Origin of the sequence: Citrobacter sp. Cpo032 (genome assembly GCF_030332975.1) — a bacterium.
GTDB lineage: Bacteria > Pseudomonadota > Gammaproteobacteria > Enterobacterales > Enterobacteriaceae > Citrobacter > Citrobacter portucalensis.
This window is the reverse complement of the sequence record NZ_JAOWGU010000052.1, coordinates 146445-164587: the sequence shown is the minus strand read 5'-3', so window position 1 is coordinate 164587 and position 18143 is coordinate 146445. Positions and strand designations below refer to the sequence as shown.

At 51.8% G+C, this 18143-nt stretch carries 16 protein-coding genes; 10 read left to right on the top strand and 6 right to left on the bottom strand.

Annotated elements, in window-relative coordinates; all coding sequences use genetic code 11:
• Positions 1 to 128 precede the first annotated feature (128 nt).
• Positions 129 to 1784 carry an HTH-type transcriptional regulator SgrR gene (sgrR, locus tag OGY33_RS22815; protein WP_191238862.1) on the bottom strand — a complete coding sequence of 552 codons (1656 nt, stop codon included), beginning with the start codon at positions 1782 to 1784 and terminating at the stop codon, positions 129 to 131.
• A 99-nt stretch (positions 1785 to 1883) separates the two neighbouring features.
• Here sgrR and sgrT point away from each other — a divergent pair, with 99 nt between their 5' ends.
• From sgrT to idnR, 5 genes are all read left to right on the top strand, one after another.
• A complete protein-coding gene (gene sgrT / locus OGY33_RS22810) occupies positions 1884 to 2012 on the top strand; it encodes a glucose uptake inhibitor SgrT (RefSeq protein WP_020996233.1) in 129 nt (42 codons plus the stop codon).
• A 108-nt stretch (positions 2013 to 2120) separates the two neighbouring features.
• Positions 2121 to 3299 carry a sugar efflux transporter gene (locus OGY33_RS22805; protein WP_048214949.1) on the top strand — a complete coding sequence of 393 codons (1179 nt, stop codon included), beginning with the start codon at positions 2121 to 2123 and terminating at the stop codon, positions 3297 to 3299.
• A 279-nt stretch (positions 3300 to 3578) separates the two neighbouring features.
• Positions 3579 to 4343: a gluconate 5-dehydrogenase gene (idnO, locus tag OGY33_RS22800; protein WP_003829575.1), complete on the top strand. Its 765-nt coding sequence runs from the start codon at positions 3579 to 3581 to the stop codon at positions 4341 to 4343.
• Between the two features lie 56 nt (positions 4344 to 4399).
• Positions 4400 to 5683, top strand: a complete 1284-nt coding sequence (locus OGY33_RS22795) for an MFS transporter (protein WP_048227099.1) — start codon at positions 4400 to 4402, stop codon at positions 5681 to 5683.
• A gap of 82 nt (positions 5684 to 5765) precedes the next feature.
• Positions 5766 to 6758 carry a DNA-binding transcriptional regulator IdnR gene (gene idnR, locus OGY33_RS22790; protein ID WP_032944294.1) on the top strand — a complete coding sequence of 331 codons (993 nt, stop codon included), beginning with the start codon at positions 5766 to 5768 and terminating at the stop codon, positions 6756 to 6758.
• 45 nt (positions 6759 to 6803) lie between these two features.
• Here idnR and leuD read toward each other — a convergent pair whose 3' ends face one another.
• The 5 genes from leuD to leuL all read right to left on the bottom strand — a co-directional run bounded on the left by leuD (position 6804) and on the right by leuL (position 11662).
• Entirely contained in the window at positions 6804 to 7409 is a 606-nt protein-coding gene (gene leuD / locus OGY33_RS22785; RefSeq protein WP_003829572.1) for a 3-isopropylmalate dehydratase small subunit, read from the bottom strand.
• A gap of 10 nt (positions 7410 to 7419) precedes the next feature.
• Positions 7420 to 8820 (bottom strand): 3-isopropylmalate dehydratase large subunit, encoded by a 1401-nt coding sequence (gene leuC / locus OGY33_RS22780; protein WP_191238861.1) that lies wholly within the window; start codon positions 8818 to 8820, stop codon positions 7420 to 7422.
• Between the two features lie 2 nt (positions 8821 to 8822).
• Positions 8823 to 9914: a 3-isopropylmalate dehydrogenase gene (leuB, locus tag OGY33_RS22775; RefSeq protein WP_003829570.1), complete on the bottom strand. Its 1092-nt coding sequence runs from the start codon at positions 9912 to 9914 to the stop codon at positions 8823 to 8825.
• The gene (gene leuA / locus OGY33_RS22770; protein WP_003829569.1) at positions 9914 to 11485 is read right to left on the bottom strand and encodes a 2-isopropylmalate synthase; all 1572 of its coding nucleotides are present in this window, start codon (positions 11483 to 11485) and stop codon (positions 9914 to 9916) included. Before leuA ends, leuB begins: the two co-directional genes overlap by 1 nt.
• A gap of 90 nt (positions 11486 to 11575) precedes the next feature.
• On the bottom strand, positions 11576 to 11662 hold the full coding sequence (gene leuL, locus OGY33_RS22765; RefSeq protein WP_048998978.1) for a leu operon leader peptide: 87 nt from the start codon (positions 11660 to 11662) through the stop codon (positions 11576 to 11578).
• A 654-nt stretch (positions 11663 to 12316) separates the two neighbouring features.
• Between leuL and leuO the strand changes: the two genes are divergently transcribed.
• From leuO to mraZ, 5 genes are all read left to right on the top strand, one after another.
• Positions 12317 to 13264, top strand: a complete 948-nt coding sequence (gene leuO, locus OGY33_RS22760; protein ID WP_020996231.1) for a transcriptional regulator LeuO — start codon at positions 12317 to 12319, stop codon at positions 13262 to 13264.
• Between the two features lie 318 nt (positions 13265 to 13582).
• Complete coding sequence (gene ilvI, locus OGY33_RS22755) at positions 13583 to 15307, top strand: acetolactate synthase 3 large subunit (RefSeq protein ID WP_103014392.1); 1725 nt, start codon at positions 13583 to 13585, stop codon at positions 15305 to 15307.
• Positions 15308 to 15309: 2 nt separating this feature from the next.
• Positions 15310 to 15801, top strand: coding sequence for an acetolactate synthase small subunit (ilvN, locus tag OGY33_RS22750; RefSeq protein WP_003829566.1), 492 nt, complete (start codon positions 15310 to 15312; stop codon positions 15799 to 15801).
• 264 nt (positions 15802 to 16065) lie between these two features.
• Entirely contained in the window at positions 16066 to 17070 is a 1005-nt protein-coding gene (gene cra / locus OGY33_RS22745; protein WP_003018794.1) for a catabolite repressor/activator, read from the top strand.
• A gap of 613 nt (positions 17071 to 17683) precedes the next feature.
• Positions 17684 to 18142: a division/cell wall cluster transcriptional repressor MraZ gene (gene mraZ, locus OGY33_RS22740; protein ID WP_003018792.1), complete on the top strand. Its 459-nt coding sequence runs from the start codon at positions 17684 to 17686 to the stop codon at positions 18140 to 18142.
• The last annotated feature ends 1 nt before the right edge of the window (position 18143 follow it).

Below are 18143 nucleotides of genomic sequence, written 5' to 3'. Positions count from 1 at the left end.
GTTATCTATGCTCCTGGGGACTCACTCGCTTGCCGCCTTGATGCATCATGAATGATCTTGTGTATGTTTTTTATTTAGCACCCCGTTGAGAACGGCGTTAGTGTAATGATTTTGTTGCTCAGCAGCAATTAAGGATCCGGCGGCGCAAACCATGCCGATTTAAAATCAAACCAGCCGAGGGTATTCATGCGCAGCCCGCGCATGCTTCGCTGTCCCTGAATGATCAGCCAGTGGTGGATCAACGGCACAATGGCCTTTGTGGCGAGCAGTTGTTGGCACCATGCCGCCAGGCTCATTACGCCCGTTCGCCAGCGAGCCGCATCGTTTTCCCAGTCACGCGAGATACAGTTTTGCAGCAAAGGGACTTCGCACAAATGGGCGAACAGTGAGAAGTCCAGCGGGAGGGTAAAGTTGGCGCTGTTGAGCCAGATATCGCTGACGATTTCACCTGCATGCCACTGATCGTAGTCGATCTCCTGAATATTCAACTGTACCTGATGCTGCGCCAGCAACGTTTTCATGATCTGCGCGATAATCCGGTGTTCGATATGATCGCGATAGTAGGTGATTGTCAGCGTTTCCAGCCCGGCGGGTTTTTCACCATGGCCTGGTTTGGCGTGATGCCAGCGGGGAAGCAAACCATACGCGGGAAACCACAGTCGCTGGTACTGTTCGTCGGCGTGGCAAATTAAATTCGTTGGTGAGAGAACGCGGCTTGCCCACTCGCGTACCTCCTGATTAGCGCCACGGTGGCTACGCGCATCAAACAGCAGGTAGTAGCAGCCTTCTTCGAGGCGGCTTTCGATCGCCTTTTCATCCTCTGTGGGGCCTTTTAGCGTCAACCCGCCGCCAGGCTCTTCTCCGATATCGGGTAATACCCAAACGTTAACTTCGTCGATCAAGGCCCGGTAGCCAAAGTAATCATCAAATGCATGAATTTTCAGTTGGTTATTGGTGTTGCGCATTACCGCATACGGACCGGTACCAATCGGGTGACTGGAGAAGTTGTTTAGCGTTTCCCATTCTCGCGGCAGGATCATGGCGGGGACCTGCCCCAATAGCCAGGGAAGCCAGCGATCTGGCTGGGCCAGATGGATATCCAGCGTCCAGGCCGTGGGAGAGACGATCTGCGTGATGTGTGAGTACAGCGGCAGGGCGTTAATGCGCCTCAGCGAGGCGATAACATCTTCCATTTCCAGCTCGCGGCCATGATGAAAATGGATCCCCGGGCGCAGGAAGAATCGCCAATGCAAAGGTGAAATTTGCTGCCAGTGATGGGCAATGTCCGCTTCCAGTTCCCCATTTTCCTCATTTACCCGAATTAAGGCACTGAAGATTTGGCGGGCGATATGGGTTTCGGAGCGGCGTAATGCCGTACCGGGGAGCAAGTTGTGCATCGGGCGATAATAGAGAACGCGCATGATATGCCGACCCTGGCGAAAGCTGCGACCCAGATGGGAGACCAGCATTTGCCGGACGGCCGTTTTGTCACCAACAAGTTGCACCAGTTGATCGATGCGATCCTGTTCCAGTAGGTCTTCCGCGCGCTGCTGCTGGAGCGCCAGCCCGGTATAGAGGAATGTCAGTCGCGAGCGTTTACCTCGTCCAACTTCAGCTTCCCACGTTAACCAGCCACGATCCTGCATGGTATTAAGCAGCGTACGCATATGGCGGCGCGAGCAGCTCAGCAGATCCGCCAGCTCGTTGAGCGTCGTGTCTTGCGTCTTGCCGTCACAGCATTGCCACAGACGGATGAACTGTTGTTGCAAACGACCAGAAGACATAAAAGGGGAACTCCTGCGGAAAACTCAGCAATTTTATAATCCCTATATTAAGCCAATAATAGATTCCGATGAAGCGATGAGACAACGAAGGGGTCATCTATGCGTCAGTTCTGGTTGAAGTACTTTACCGCGACAGAAAAATCGTCCTGGTTGGCTTGCCTGAGTGCCCCGCAGCGCTTAAAGATGCTCGAAGAGCTGATGCAGTGGGAGATGACATCTGACTCCTGAATTGGAAATTGCAGACATCATGTGTGACTGAGTATTGGTGTAAAATCACCCGCCAGCAGATTTTTTCTGCTGGCTTTTTTCGTATCAGCTCAGCCAATAGGGATAACAATGCTCTGGATTATGACCATGGGACGGCGCCTCAACGGCGTTTACGCGGCATTTATGCTGGTCGCTTTTATGATGGGCGTGGCGGGGGCATTGCAGGCACCCACGCTGAGTCTGTTCCTGAGCCGTGAAGTCGGGGCGCAGCCATTTTGGGTCGGGCTGTTTTACACCGTCAATGCGATTGTCGGGATCGTCGTCAGCCTTGGCCTCGCGAAACGATCCGACAGCCAGGGCGATCGACGTAAGTTGATCATGTTCTGCTGCCTGATGGCAATTGGCAATGCGTTGCTGTTTGCCTTTAATCGTCACTATCTTACGCTGATCACCTGCGGTGTGCTGCTGGCCTCGCTGGCGAACACCGCCATGCCGCAGCTGTTTGCGCTGGCGCGGGAATATGCTGATAACTCCGCGCGTGAAGTGGTGATGTTTAGCTCGGTGATGCGTGCGCAGCTTTCACTGGCCTGGGTAGTTGGCCCACCGCTGGCTTTTATGCTGGCGCTGAATTACGGCTTTACGGCGATGTTTTCCATTGCCGCAGGGATTTTTGCCATTAGCCTGGTGCTGATTGCGCTGATACTGCCGTCAGTTGCTCGGGTGGAGCAGCCTGTAGACGTGCCGCTGGAACAGACCGGTGGTTGGCAGGACAAAAATGTGCGTATGTTGTTTATTGCCTCCACGCTGATGTGGACCTGCAACACCATGTACATCATCGATATGCCGCTGTGGATAAGCCTCGAACTGGGCTTGCCGGACAAGCTGGCCGGGATTCTAATGGGGACGGCGGCTGGGCTGGAAATTCCGGCGATGATTCTGGCGGGCTATTACGTGAAGCGCTTTGGCAAACGGCGAATGATGATCGCGGCCGTCGCGGCAGGCGTGCTGTTTTATCTTGGTTTGATCTTCTTTCACAGCCGTACGGCGCTGCTGGTGCTGCAACTGTTTAACGCGGTATTTATCGGTATTATCGCCGGGATAGGCATGCTGTGGTTTCAGGATCTGATGCCCGGACGTGCGGGGTCAGCGACCACATTATTTACCAACAGTATTTCAACGGGAGTCATTCTGGCAGGGGTGATTCAGGGGGCTGTTGCGCAAAGCTACGGTCACTATGCCGTCTATTGGGTGATTGCGGTGATTTCGGTGGTGACGCTATGGATGACCGGGCGGGTGAAGGATGTTTAGTCCGGTGCAGTCCCGGCGTCGCTGTGCTCGGCCGGGCGACATTTCGTATTCGCTTTTGTCGTTTTTGTAGGCCGGATAAGGCGTTTACGCCGCCATCCGGCAACCTGTCTTTACGGCCTGATCGCGTTACGCTTATCAGGCCAATCCCTCTTTTTTTCATCTTGCACGTAAATGTAATGCTGATCACATAACGATCATTTTCCTCTTCCTTGATCTTCTTTTTTCTACTGTTACGCGTATACAGTTACGCGTAACAGTTATTAAAAAAGGAGTTTTTTTATGAAAAACCTATTCGACTTGACCGGCAAACGCGCGCTGATTACCGGTTCCGCTCAGGGCATTGGTAACCTGCTGGCCAACGGTCTGGCGGCGCACGGTGCTGAGATTGTGATTAACGATATTACCCAGCAGCGCGCTCAGGCGGCGGCGGACAAACTGGTGGCCGAAGGCTATCGCGCTGTTGGCTATGGATTTGATGTCACCAACGGGGAAGAGGTGGCGCGCGCCATCGCGCAAATTGAAAAGGAAGTTGGGGCCATTGATATTTTAATTAACAACGCCGGAATTCAGCGTCGTTATCCCTTCACCGAATTCCCGGAGGCTGAATGGGACAAAGTGATTGATGTAAACCAGAAATCGGTCTTTCTGGTGTCGCAGCAGGTTTCCCGCTACATGGTGCAACGCCGCCGCGGGAAGATTATTAATATCTGCTCAATGCAAAGCGAATTAGGTCGTAAAACCATTACTCCATACGCGGCGTCAAAAGGCGCGGTCAAAATGTTAACCCGTGGCATGTGCGTGGAACTGGCGGAATACAATATTCAGGTCAACGGCATTGCTCCCGGCTATTTCGCTACCGACATGACCACCGCGCTGGTCAACGATGAAGCATTCTCCGCCTGGCTGTTCCAGCGCACACCTGCCGCTCGCTGGGGTAACCCGGAAGAGCTGATCGGCGCGGCGGTTTATCTTGCCGCGCCCGCTTCTGACTTTGTGAATGGGCATCTTCTGTTTGTGGACGGCGGCATGCTCGCCGCGGTCTGATCAATAATGGGCCGCAACGCGCGGCCTGAGCGAAAACAATAATCCAAGGAGTGAGTATGAATATGCTCGCAAAACTGCCAGCGCGTCGCTGGTGGTATTTAATGCCGATTATTTTTATTACCTACAGCTTAGCTTATCTCGACCGCGCCAATTACGGCTTTGCCGCTGCCGCCGGTATTGAACATGACTTAGGAATTACTCAGGGAACAGCATCGTTAATTGGCGCGTTATTCTTCCTGGGCTATTTCTTTTTCCAGGTGCCGGGCGCGATGTACGCCGTTAAGCGTAGCGTGCGCAAAATGATTTTTTACAGCCTGATCCTTTGGGGGCTTTGTGCCGCGGCGACCGGCTTTGTCAGCAATATCCCAACGCTGATGGCGATCCGCTTTATTCTCGGCATCGTCGAAGCAGCGGTGATGCCCGCGATGCTGATTTATATCAGCAACTGGTTTACCAAAACTGAACGCTCGCGCGCCAACACCTTTTTAATTCTCGGCAACCCGGTCACAGTGCTGTGGATGTCGATTGTCTCCGGCTACCTGATTGAAGCCTGGGGCTGGCGCGAAATGTTTATTATCGAAGGTATCCCGGCGGTGATCTGGGCGTTCTGCTGGGTGATTCTGGTACGGGACAAACCGGCGGATGCGGGCTGGTTGAGCGAGCAGGAGAAACAGGCATTACAGCAGGCGATGGATCGCGAGCAGCGCGACATCAAACCGATGCGTAACTACGGTGAAGCGATGCGTTCACGCAGCGTCATTATGCTTTGCGCGGTGCATGCGCTGTGGAGCATCGGGGTGTATGGCTTCATGATGTGGATGCCGTCAATCCTCAAAAATGCGGCGCAGATGGACATCGTGGCGGTGGGCTGGCTGGCAGCGGTACCGTATCTGGCGGCGATCTGCCTGATGTTGACCGTCTCCTGGCTGTCCGATAAGTTCCAGAACCGTAAGCTGTTTATCTGGCCGCTGCTGTTGATTGCCGCCATCGCGTTTTTTGCCTCGTGGCTGTTGGGCAACCAGTCCTTCTGGCTCTCCTACGCGCTGCTGGTTGTGGCCGCCGCCTGTATGTATGCGCCTTACGGGCCGTTCTTTGCGCTGATCCCCGAACTGCTGCCGCGCAACGTCTCCGGCGTGTCGATGGGGATGATCAACAGTTTTGGTGCGTTAGGGGCATTCCTCGGCGCGTGGCTGGTGGGTTATCTCAACGGTGTGACCGGCGGGCCGGGCGTCTCCTACACCTTCATGGCGATTGCTCTGCTGGCGTCGGTGGTGCTGATGTACTGCGTTCGTGCGCAAAATGAAACCACGTCGCCGTCGGCTGAGATGGCTACGCGTTAAGGTTGAGCGAGGAGTGCAGTCGCTAACCGGCTGTGATAAGGTTCTCTGCGAGCATAATGGGCTGTTGGTCGTAGAGAACCTCATGAAAAACAATCGGATGACATTACAGGATATCGCTAATCTGGCCGGGCTGAATAAGATGACGGTCAGCCGTTATCTGCGTGACCCGAATCAGGTGTCGCAACGCAGCCGCGAATTGATTTCGAAAGTGATGGAAGAGAACAACTACATCCCCAACCGTGCCCCGGAAATTCTGCTCAACGCACGTAGCAAAACCATTGGTGTGCTGATCCCCTCGTTTCGTAATCAGATCTTTGCCGACGTGCTTGCAGGGATTGAATCAGTCACCTCGGCCTGCCAGTACCAGACGCTGATCGCCAACTACGAATATGATGCCGAGCGTGAAGAACGCGAGGTGCTGAACCTGCTCTCTTACAATATTGACGGCCTGATCCTCACGGGAAAGCTGCATACCGAGCGGATGATCCAGTACGTGCGCGCCAGCGGCGTACCGGTGGCGGAACTGATGGATATTAGCGGCCAGTATCTTGATATTCAGGTTGGGTTTGATAACGAAAAAGCCGCGTTTGAAATGACGCAGGCTTTTATCGACAGCGGTAAACGCAGCATTGCTTTCTTTGGCTCGATGGATGACCCCCGAGACCTTAGCCGTTTTCGCGGCACCGAGAAAGCGCTGGCGGCGCAGGGACTGGAAGCGTACCACCTGGCGCCAAAAACTATTTCGTCGGTGGCGCTGGGCCGCAAGATGTTCCAGCAGGCGATGGCGGAAAAGCCGGATATTGACGCCATTTTCTGTACCAACGATGACCTGGCGGTTGGCGCGCTGCTGGAGTGTCAGGCACAGCAGTACGATGTGCCGGGAAAAATGGCGATTGCCGGTTTCCATGGGCTGGAAATTGGCCGTGCGCGGCTGCAAAAAATCGCCAGCGTGATTACGCCACGCTTTGAGATTGGCAAAACGGCGGCGGATATTCTGATTAAGCGTTTGAACGGGAAAGATGCGCCGGGCAGCGTCAATCTTGGCTACCAAATCTATTACGGCGATACGCTGTAGGCGAAGAGAAGGGGCTGGTCACCGTGCGGTGACCAGCGGAAGAGATTACTGCATAAATGCTGGCTGCTTGTCTTCGTACTCGGTGATGGCCGCTTCATGTTGCAGCGTCAGCCCGATGCTGTCCAGACCGTTCAGCATGCAGTGGCGGCGGAAGTCGTCAATTTTAAAGCTGTAGGACTTATCGCCTGCTTTCACCACCTGCGCTTCCAGATCCACTTCAAATTTAATGCCCGGATTGGCTTTCACCAGCGCGAACATTTCATCTACCTGCGCGTCGCTCAGGGTCACCGGCAACAGTTGGTTATTGAAACTGTTGCCGTAGAAGATGTCGGCGAAGCTTGGTGCGATCACCACTTTAAAGCCGTAATCGGTCAGTGCCCACGGCGCATGTTCGCGTGAAGAGCCGCAGCCAAAGTTTTCCCGTGCGAGCAGAATTGATGCCCCTTTATATTCCGGGAAGTTTAAAACGAACTCAGGATTCGGCTGTTGGCCCTTTTCGTCCAGAAAACGCCAGTCGTTAAACAGATGGGCGCCAAAACCGGTGCGCGTAACCTTCTGCAAAAACTGTTTAGGGATAATTGCGTCGGTATCAACGTTGGCGGCATCCAGTGGGACAACCAGGCCGGTATGCTGGGTAAATTTCTCTGCCATGGTAGTTTCCTTATTTGATGCTGCGAATGTCGGCAAAATGACCGGTTACGGCGGCAGCGGCGGCCATGGCCGGGCTGACTAAATGCGTGCGACCACCGCGGCCCTGACGACCTTCAAAATTACGGTTGCTGGTGGATGCGCAGCGTTCGCCTGGGTTCAGGCGGTCATTGTTCATCGCCAGGCACATGGAACAGCCCGGTAAACGCCATTCAAAACCGGCTTCGATAAAGATCTTATCCAGACCTTCTGCTTCCGCCTGCGCTTTCACCGGACCAGAGCCCGGCACCACCAGTGCCTGCACACCCGGCGCAACTTTGCGCCCTTTGGCGATTTCTGCCGCGGCGCGTAAATCTTCAATACGCGAGTTGGTGCAGGAACCGATGAACACTTTATCGATAGCCACTTCCGTTAACGGAATACCCGGTTTCAGCCCCATATACGCCAGCGCTTTTTCAGCCGATGCGCGCTCAACGGGATCGGCAAATGACGCCGGGTCGGGAATATTATCGTTCACCGAGATGACCTGACCCGGGTTTGTTCCCCAGGTGACCTGCGGTGCGATCTCTTCTGCCTGCAGGGTAACGACGGTATCAAACGTCGCGTTGTCGTCGGTTTTCAGCGTTTTCCAGTATGTAACCGCGTGGTCAAAATCCTCGCCCTTCGGTGCGTGTAAACGACCCTGCACATAGTTAAAGGTTGTTTCATCCGGTGCAACCAGACCCGCTTTAGCACCCATTTCAATGGCCATGTTGCACAGGGTCATCCGGCCTTCCATGCTCAATGCACGGATGGCTTCGCCACAAAACTCAACCACGTGTCCGGTACCGCCTGCGCTACCGGTTTTACCGATAATCGCCAGCACGATATCTTTGGCGGTAATGCCAGGGGCTGCTTTACCGTTGACTTCAATCTTCATGGTTTTGGCGCGCCCCTGTTTCAGGGTCTGCGTCGCCAGAACGTGTTCAACTTCAGAGGTGCCAATGCCAAATGCCAGTGCGCCGAACGCGCCGTGTGTAGCGGTGTGGGAATCGCCGCAGACGATGGTCATACCCGGCAACGTTACGCCTTGTTCTGGCCCCATCACGTGAACGATACCCTGATACGGATGGTTCAGGTCGTACAGCTCGACGCCAAATTCGTTACAGTTCTTAATCAGCTCCTGCATCTGGATGCGCGCCATCTCACCCGACGCGTTGATATCTTTGGTCTGGGTAGAGACGTTGTGATCCATGGTGGCAAAGGTTTTAGCTGGCTGGCGCACCTGACGGCCATGCGCGCGCAGACCATCAAACGCCTGCGGAGAGGTCACTTCATGCACCAGATGCCTGTCGATGTACAACAGTGGGGTTTCGTTTTGCGCCTCAAAGACGACGTGCGCATCAAACAATTTTTCGTACAACGTTTTGGCCATGATTACACCCCTTCTGCGACGTAACGGGCAATGATGTCGCCCATTTCATCGGTACTGACTGCGGCAGCGCCACGGGCTAAGTCACCGGTGCGAATGCCTTCTTCTAATGCGCGGTTGATGGCGCTCTCAATTGCGGTTGCCGCATCATTGGCATCCAGGCTGTAGCGCAGCAGCAGCGCCAGCGACAGGATCTGGGCGATAGGGTTGGCAATATTTTTCCCGGCGATGTCCGGAGCGGAGCCGCCAGCAGGCTCGTACAAACCGAAGCCCTGCTCATTCAGGCTGGCGGACGGTAACATGCCCATTGAACCGGTGATCATGGCGCACTCATCAGACAGAATGTCACCGAACAGGTTAGAGCACAGCAACACGTCGAACTGGGATGGATCTTTAATTAATTGCATTGTCGCGTTGTCGATGTACATATGCGCCAGTTCAACGTCCGGGTATTCATTAGCAATTTCATTGACAATTTCGCGCCATAGAATAGACGTTTGCAGTACGTTAGCTTTATCAATCGACGTAACTTTACGGCGACGTTTGCGAGCGGATTCAAACGCGATACGCGCAATACGTTCGATCTCGAAACGGTGATAAACCTCGGTATCAAAGGCTTTTTCATGTTGTCCGCTGCCTTCGCGGCCTTTTGGTTGACCGAAGTAAATCCCGCCAGTCAGTTCGCGTACGCACAGGATGTCGAAACCGTTCGCGGCAATATCTGCGCGCAGAGGGCAAAACGCTTCCAGTCCCTGGTAGAGCTTAGCCGGGCGCAGGTTGCTGAATAATTTGAAGTGCTTACGCAATGGCAGCAGTGCGCCACGCTCTGGCTGCTGGTTTGGCGGTAAGTTTTCCCATTTCGGGCCGCCAACGGAGCCAAACAGAATGGCGTCAGCTTGTTCACAGCCTTCAACTGTTGCAGGTGGCAGCGGCTGACCGTGGTTATCGATCGCGGCACCACCCACGTCGTAGTGGCTGGTGGTAATGCGCATGTTAAAACGGTTACGGATTGCGTCCAGTACCTTCAGGGCTTGCGCCATCACTTCCGGGCCAATACCGTCACCCGGCAAAACAGCAATATGATAATTCTTCGACATCACACGGTTTCCTTGTTGTTCTCGTTGTTCTGAGCTTTGCGTTGCAATTCTTTTTCGACTTCTTCGGCGCGCCAGATGTTGTTCAGCACATGCACCATCGCTTTAGCAGAAGATTCGACGATATCTGTCGCCAGACCGACGCCGTGGAAACGACGACCGTTATAGTTGGCAACGATATCCACCTGACCCAGCGCATCTTTACCGTGCCCTTTGGCGGTCAGGCTGTATTTCACCAGTTCGATGTTGTACTCAGTTACACGGTTGATAGCCTGATAAATAGCATCGACTGGACCGTTACCGTTCGCCGCTTCGGCTTTAACTTCTTCACCGCAGGCCAGCTTGACGGAGGCGGTGGCGATGTCATTGGAGCCGGACTGCACGCTGAAGTAATCCAGACGGAAATGCTCCGGTTCTTCCTGCTGTTTATTAATGAAGGCCAGCGCTTCCAGGTCGTAATCAAATACCTGACCTTTTTTGTCCGCCAGTTTCAGGAATGCGTCGTACAGGTTGTCCAGGCTATATTCATTTTCTTTATATCCCATCTCGTCCATACGGTGTTTCACCGCGGCGCGTCCGGAACGGGAGGTCAGGTTCAGCTGTACCTGGTTCAGACCAATGGATTCAGGCGTCATGATTTCGTAGTTTTCACGGTTTTTCAGTACGCCGTCCTGATGGATGCCGGAGGAGTGGGCAAAGGCGCCGCTACCGACAATGGCTTTGTTTGCCGGAATTGGCATGTTGCAGATTTGGCTGACTAACTGACTGGTACGCCAGATCTCCTGGTGATTGATGCGGGTCTGTACATTCAGGATATCTTTACGCACCTTGATCGCCATGATCACTTCTTCCAGTGAGCAGTTACCGGCGCGTTCGCCGATACCGTTCATCGCGCCTTCCACCTGACGCGCTCCGGCGTGAACGGCTGCCAGTGCGTTGCCTACGCCCAAACCTAAATCATCATGGGTGTGTACGGAGATGATGGCTTTATCGATATTTGGTACGCGTTCATACAAGCCAGAAATGATTGCCCCAAATTCGAAAGGCATGGTGTAACCGACGGTATCAGGGATGTTAATGGTTTTAGCACCCGCGTTAATGGCAGCTTCAACCACGCGAGCCAGATCGGCGATAGGGGTACGGCCTGCATCTTCGCAGGAGAACTCCACGTCATCGGTATAATTACGCGCACGCTTAACCATGTAGACCGCGCGCTCAATGACTTCATCCAGCGTACTGCGTAATTTCGTCGCGATGTGCATCGGCGAGGTGGCGATAAACGTATGAATACGGAAAGCTTCAGCGACTTTCAGCGATTCTGCAGCGACGTCGATATCTTTTTCTACGCAGCGGGCTAAGGCGCAAACGCGGCTGTTTTTAACCTGACGAGCAATGGTCTGAACTGACTCAAAGTCGCCCGGTGAAGAAACGGGGAATCCTACTTCCATCACGTCAACGCCCATACGCTCAAGGGCCAGCGCAATCTGCAGTTTTTCTTTCACACTCAGGCTTGCCTGTAACGCCTGTTCACCATCGCGTAAGGTGGTATCGAAAATAATGACTTGCTGGCTCATGGTTTAGGTCCTTGGTTTCTTAGGGCGCCTTGCTTCGAGCATAAAAAAACCCGCGCAACGGCGCGGGTTTTTGTCTTAACTGGAGCTGACTTAATGCTGAATGTCGTCCACCAGTCTACCGCGCAATGAAGATGCGTTTAGTAGTAGTAGACCGTTAAAACGAGCAATGTAAGTCATCAATTAAGCTCCAGGCGAATGCGATATGCTTTTAGTGGTACTGGATATGAAGACTGATGTCAACCCTCACCCCAGCAAATGCCTTACTTAAGGGGAGAAGTTTCTGCAAAACTTAAGCGAATTGTGCTGAATTTTTCGGAGTACATAAAATTAATCAGTTGATGGTTGTACATACTTTTCATGGTTTGACATATTTGAGCATAATTATTTGCATTTATTGTAACGGCGAACTGAAGAAAAAGTCGCTCTTGGGATTTCATATCTTTATGATTTATCTGTTTTTATAGTAATCGTGAATGGCTATGGACAGTGTAACACCACATAATTGATAAATTAATGTTAACTTTTAATGTATTAATAATATAAACATTTAATTAAAACTTAAATACGTATTCACGATACGTATGATTGTATATTCGCCATGCTTATGGTTATATTGTTTTTGAAATTTAAACATATGAATCACCGTGCAGTGACACCTGCCACACTGCGCTCGCATTGGTTTTTTGTTCATTTAGGCTTGTGCCTTTATGTTTTCCTAATTTTAATGTTTTTTCTTTTTCTCATCTTATATGTATGGTAAATCATATTAACGGAGATTATTTCTTCACTCCGTCTGGGAAAAGGGAGTTTAGAGTGACAGTGGAGTTAAATATGCCAGAAGTAAAAATAATAGATAAAACAAATATTATAGATATGGGGAAGCCACAGCTTCGCATGGTTGATCTTAATTTATTAACCGTCTTTGATGCGGTGATGCAAGAACAAAACATTACCCGTGCCGCGCATACTTTGGGGATGTCCCAACCCGCTGTCAGTAATGCGGTCGCGCGCCTGAAAGTGATGTTTAATGATGAGCTTTTTGTTCGTTATGGACGCGGTATCCAGCCGACAGCAAGAGCCTTCCAGCTATTTGGTTCTGTTCGCCAGGCATTGCAATTAGTGCAAAATGAACTGCCTGGATCGGGTTTTGAGCCAGCCAGCAGCGAGCGCGTATTCAATCTTTGCGTATGCAGCCCATTGGATAATATCCTGACGTCGTTGATTTATAATCGGGTTGAGCAAGTAGCGCCAAACATTCATGTCGTATTTAAATCTTCACTCAATCAAAATACAGAGCATCAATTACGTTACCAGGAAACTGAATTCGTTATTAGCTATGAAGAATTCCGTCGTCCTGAATTTACCAGTATTCCGTTATTCAATGACGAAATGGTGTTAGTCGCAAGTAAAAAGCATCCGCGCATTAGTGGTCCGTTACTGGAAAGCGATGTCTATAATGAACAGCATGCGGTGGTGTCACTTGATCGCTTCGCATCATTCAGCCAACCATGGTATGACACACCGGATAAACAATCCTGCGTAGCTTATCAGGGCATGGCATTAATTAGCGTTCTTAATATTGTGTCGCAAACGCATTTGGTCTCTATTGCACCGCGTTGGTTAGCAGAAGAATTTGCCGATTCTTTAGAACTACAGATCTTACCTTTACCGTTAAAATTGAACAGCCGCACATGCTATCTTTCCTGGCATGAAGCCGCGGGCCGGGATAAAGGACATCAATGGATGGAAGAGCTGTTAGTCTCCGTTTGTAAGCAGTAGCACTTGGCAGAGTAAACCGGACAATACATCCTGTTTATTCTGCTTTTGTCTTTATAACTGAAATTTTATGCTGAACTCTATTTTTTACGTCTGTCCAAAAGTGTCAAAAAATAGAGTAATTGCTGTAAGTTCCCATTTTTAAGCGATTATTTATCATACTGATTGCTTATGCTGGTTTAATTCTCCGTTTATTCGCGTCTTTCCTCCTTTTTATTCTTATTTACTCCAGTGACACCCCTTCGGAGTCAATTGCCATGCGTCATCGTCAGCGGTTAATGTGTTGTTAAACCGTAATTCATTATAAGAGTGAGGCAAGCCATGGAGATGTTGTCTGGAGCCGAGATGGTCGTCCGATCGCTCATCGATCAGGGTGTGAAGCAGGTATTCGGTTATCCCGGGGGGGCCGTTCTCGACATTTATGATGCGCTGCATACGGTCGGCGGTATTGATCATGTGCTGGTTCGCCATGAACAAGCGGCGGTACATATGGCTGATGGCCTTGCGCGTGCCACGGGAGAAGTGGGGGTTGTATTAGTTACCTCCGGACCGGGGGCGACCAACGCGATTACCGGAATCGCAACGGCTTACATGGATTCCATTCCGCTGGTGATCCTCTCCGGACAGGTCGCAACGTCGCTGATTGGCTACGATGCCTTCCAGGAGTGCGACATGGTAGGTATATCCCGCCCGGTGGTAAAACACAGCTTCCTGGTCAAACAAACGGAAGATATTCCACAGGTGCTGAAAAAAGCCTTCTGGCTGGCAGCAAGCGGTCGTCCTGGGCCGGTGGTGGTGGATTTGCCGAAGGATATTCTGAATCCGGCGAAGAAACTGCCTTATAGCTGGCCGGACTCGGTGAGTATGCGCTCGTATAATCCGACGACGACGGGACATAAAGGACAGATCAAACGGGCGCTACAGACGCTGGTCGCGGCGAAGAAACCGGTTGTCTATGTGGGCGGTGGCGCGGTCAATGCTGCTTGCCATGAGCAGTTAGCTCAGATTGCTGAAGCGCTGAATCTGCCGGTTGTCTCCTCGCTAATGGGGTTGGGCGCGTTTCCGGCCACGCATCGTCAGGCGCTGGGCATGTTAGGGATGCACGGTACCTACGAAGCGAATATGACCATGCATCATTCAGATGTGATCTTTGCTGTCGGCGTTCGCTTTGACGATCGAACAACAAATAACCTGGCAAAATATTGTCCGAATGCGACCGTGCTGCATATCGACATCGATCCGACCTCTATTTCTAAAACCGTTACTGCGGATATTCCGATTGTGGGTGATGCCCGTCTGGTGCTGGATCAAATGCTCGAACTGCTGGAGCAGGAGAAATCACAGCAGCCACTGGATGATAACCGTGACTGGTGGCAACAGATTGAGCACTGGCGCGCCCGTCAGTGTCTGAAATACGACACGCAAAGCGAAAGCATTAAGCCGCAGGCGGTGATTGAAACCATCTGGCGTCTGACGAAAGGGGAAGCGTATGTGACCTCTGACGTTGGCCAGCATCAGATGTTTGCCGCACTTTATTATCCGTTCGATAAACCGCGTCGCTGGATTAACTCAGGCGGCCTCGGCACGATGGGATTCGGTTTACCCGCGGCGTTAGGGGTGAAAATGGCGTTGCCGCATGAAACGGTAGTGTGCGTCACTGGGGATGGCAGCATTCAGATGAATATCCAGGAGCTGTCGACGGCGCTGCAGTATGAACTGCCGGTGCTGGTGCTCAACCTTAACAACCGTTATCTCGGCATGGTCAAACAATGGCAGGACATGATCTACTCCGGGCGTCACTCCCAGTCTTACATGCAGTCGCTGCCCGATTTTGTGCGCCTTGCTGAGGCTTATGGGCATATCGGTATCCAGATTAATCATCCAGATGAACTGGAGAGCAAGCTGGGTGAAGCGCTGGAGCATGTGCGTAACCATCGCCTGGTGTTTGTCGACGTCACCGTCGACGGCAGTGAGCATGTCTACCCGATGCAGATTCGTGGGGGCGGGATGGATGAAATGTGGCTAAGCAAAACGGAGAGGACCTGATTATGCGCCGGATATTATCAGTATTACTGGAAAATGAGTCGGGTGCATTATCGCGGGTGATTGGCCTCTTCGCCCAGCGTGGATACAACATTGAAAGCCTGACCGTCGCGCCGACCGATGACCCGACCTTATCGCGGATGACGATTCAGACGGTAGGGGATGAGAAAGTCCTTGAGCAGATCGAAAAGCAGCTCCACAAACTGGTGGATGTTCTGCGCGTTAGCGAGCTGGGGCAGGGTGCCCACGTTGAACGAGAAATCATGCTGGTGAAAATCCAGGCCAGCGGTTATGGCCGGGAGGAGGTGAAACGCAACACGGAGATTTTCCGCGGGCAAATCATCGACGTGACGCCGTCTATCTACACCGTACAACTGGCGGGCACCAGCGACAAGCTGGATGCGTTTCTGGCAACCCTACGTGAAGTCGCCAAAATTGTGGAAGTTGCTCGTTCCGGTGTGGTGGGACTCTCCCGTGGCGATAAAATTATGCGCTAATCGTCAACCGTAGGCCTGGTAAGCAAAGCGCTATCAGGCCTCATCGTGGAGGTCATGCCGGATAGCGGCATAAACGCCTTATCCTGCCTGCAGGTAACGAACCCGCTTCCGCTGATGCTACCTGCTGCGCTTTTTTTTGCGAAATCAGCAGTAACCAGAGACAAAAGCGGTTGCCGCAGTCATTATTCTGCGCTTAGATGTTAAGAAGTTTAACCCATGCCATCTAAAAGGTTATGGTTTGTACATTTTACGCAAGGGGCAATTGTGAAACTGGATGAAATCGCTCGGTTGGCCGGCGTTTCGCGAACGACTGCAAGCTACGTTATTAATGGCAAAGCAAAGCAATATCGCGTAAGCGACAAAACGGTTGAAAAAGTCATGGCGGTGGTGCGTGAGCATAATTACCACCCGAATGCCGTGGCGGCCGGGCTGCGTGCTGGACGCACACGTTCTATCGGGCTGGTGATCCCGGATCTTGAGAACACAAGCTATACCCGGATCGCAAACTATCTGGAACGCCAGGCGCGTCAGCGTGGGTATCAGCTGTTGATTGCCTGCTCTGAAGATCAGCCGGATAACGAAATGCGCTGTATTGAGCATCTTTTACAGCGCCAGGTCGATGCCATTATTGTGTCGACTTCTTTGCCGCCTGAGCATCCGTTCTACCAACGCTGGGCAAACAGTTCATTCCCGATTGTGGCGCTGGACCGTGCACTGGATCGCGAACATTTTACCAGCGTTGTGGGTGCGGATCAGGATGATGCGGAAATGCTGGCAGAGGAGTTACGCAAATTCCCTGCTGAAACCGTTCTCTATCTGGGCGCGCTTCCTGAATTATCCGTCAGCTTCCTGCGCGAACAGGGTTTTCGTACCGCGTGGAAGGACGATCCGCGTGAAGTCCATTTCCTGTACGCCAACAGCTATGAGCGGGAAGCGGCTGCGCAGCTGTTTGATAAATGGCTGGAAACGCACCCAATGCCTCAGGCGTTGTTTACCACGTCGTTTGCCCTGTTGCAGGGCGTGATGGATGTGACCCTGCGTCGTGACGGGCAACTGCCGTCTGATTTAGCGATTGCGACTTTTGGCGATCACGAACTGCTCGACTTCCTGCAGTGCCCGGTACTGGCAGTGGCACAGCGCCATCGTGATGTCGCAGAACGCGTGCTGGAGATTGTACTGGCAAGTCTGGACGAACCGCGTAAACCAAAACCAGGTTTAACGCGTATACGGCGTAATCTGTACCGTCGCGGTATTCTCAGCCGTAACTAAGTTTCCTCAATTGATGACGTCGGTGGGATAAGCCTCTGACGTCTTCAATTTTTCTATTCTCAGAAATAACCGCATTATATTTAAGAATATTCTTTAGAATTATCTGAAATTCATTCTTGAAATACCCCGAATTAAAAATGCAACTATCCATTTTTGGGTTATTGATACGTAACGACGCGTTACGCTTGTATTATTTTGTTACATGCTTGTATGGATTTGCCGAATTAACAAACACTTTGCTCTCGTATTGCGGCTATCTGGGGCTTACCTCGGCTCTGCGCGGCGTACAGAGCGATTAACTGGTACTGTTAACTCGCTGCATATTGTCCTAAAATGCCGCTCGCGTCGCAAACTGACACTTTATATTTTCTTTGGATGATATTCAGTTGTTTTAAACAATGATGAGTTGTTGGATTTTTTTCTTACAAATATTCATGACGTTAATTTGCTTCGTTTGCTGTACGGAATTTGTTCAACGCTGATATTAGCCGTAAACAATGGGTTTTTTGCTCCGCTAAGCGCCGCGACTTGCTTGACAAGGTTTTCCTCCGCTCCGTAAACTCCTTTAAGTGGGAATTTGTGGGATAAAGTGGTAATTGGGGGTGAGACTGGCATGTTCCGGGGAGCAACGTTAGTTAATCTCGACAGTAAAGGGCGCTTATCCGTGCCTACCCGTTATCGGGATCAACTGCTTGAGAGCGCTACCGGTCAAATGGTTTGCACCATTGACATCCATCACCCGTGCCTGCTGCTGTACCCCCTGCCTGAATGGGAAATAATCGAGCAGAAGCTATCGCGTCTGTCGAGCATGAATCCAGTTGAGCGTCGCGTACAGCGCTTATTGTTGGGTCATGCCAGCGAATGTCAGATGGATAACGCTGGTCGATTACTGATAGCACCCATTCTGCGGCAACACGCAGGGCTAACGAAAGAAGTGATGCTGGTTGGGCAGTTCAATAAGTTTGAGCTGTGGGATGAAACGACCTGGTATCAACAGGTCAAGGAAGATATCGACGCTGAGCAGTCTGTTACTGGCGCGTTGTCGGAACGATTGCAGGATTTGTCTCTATAAA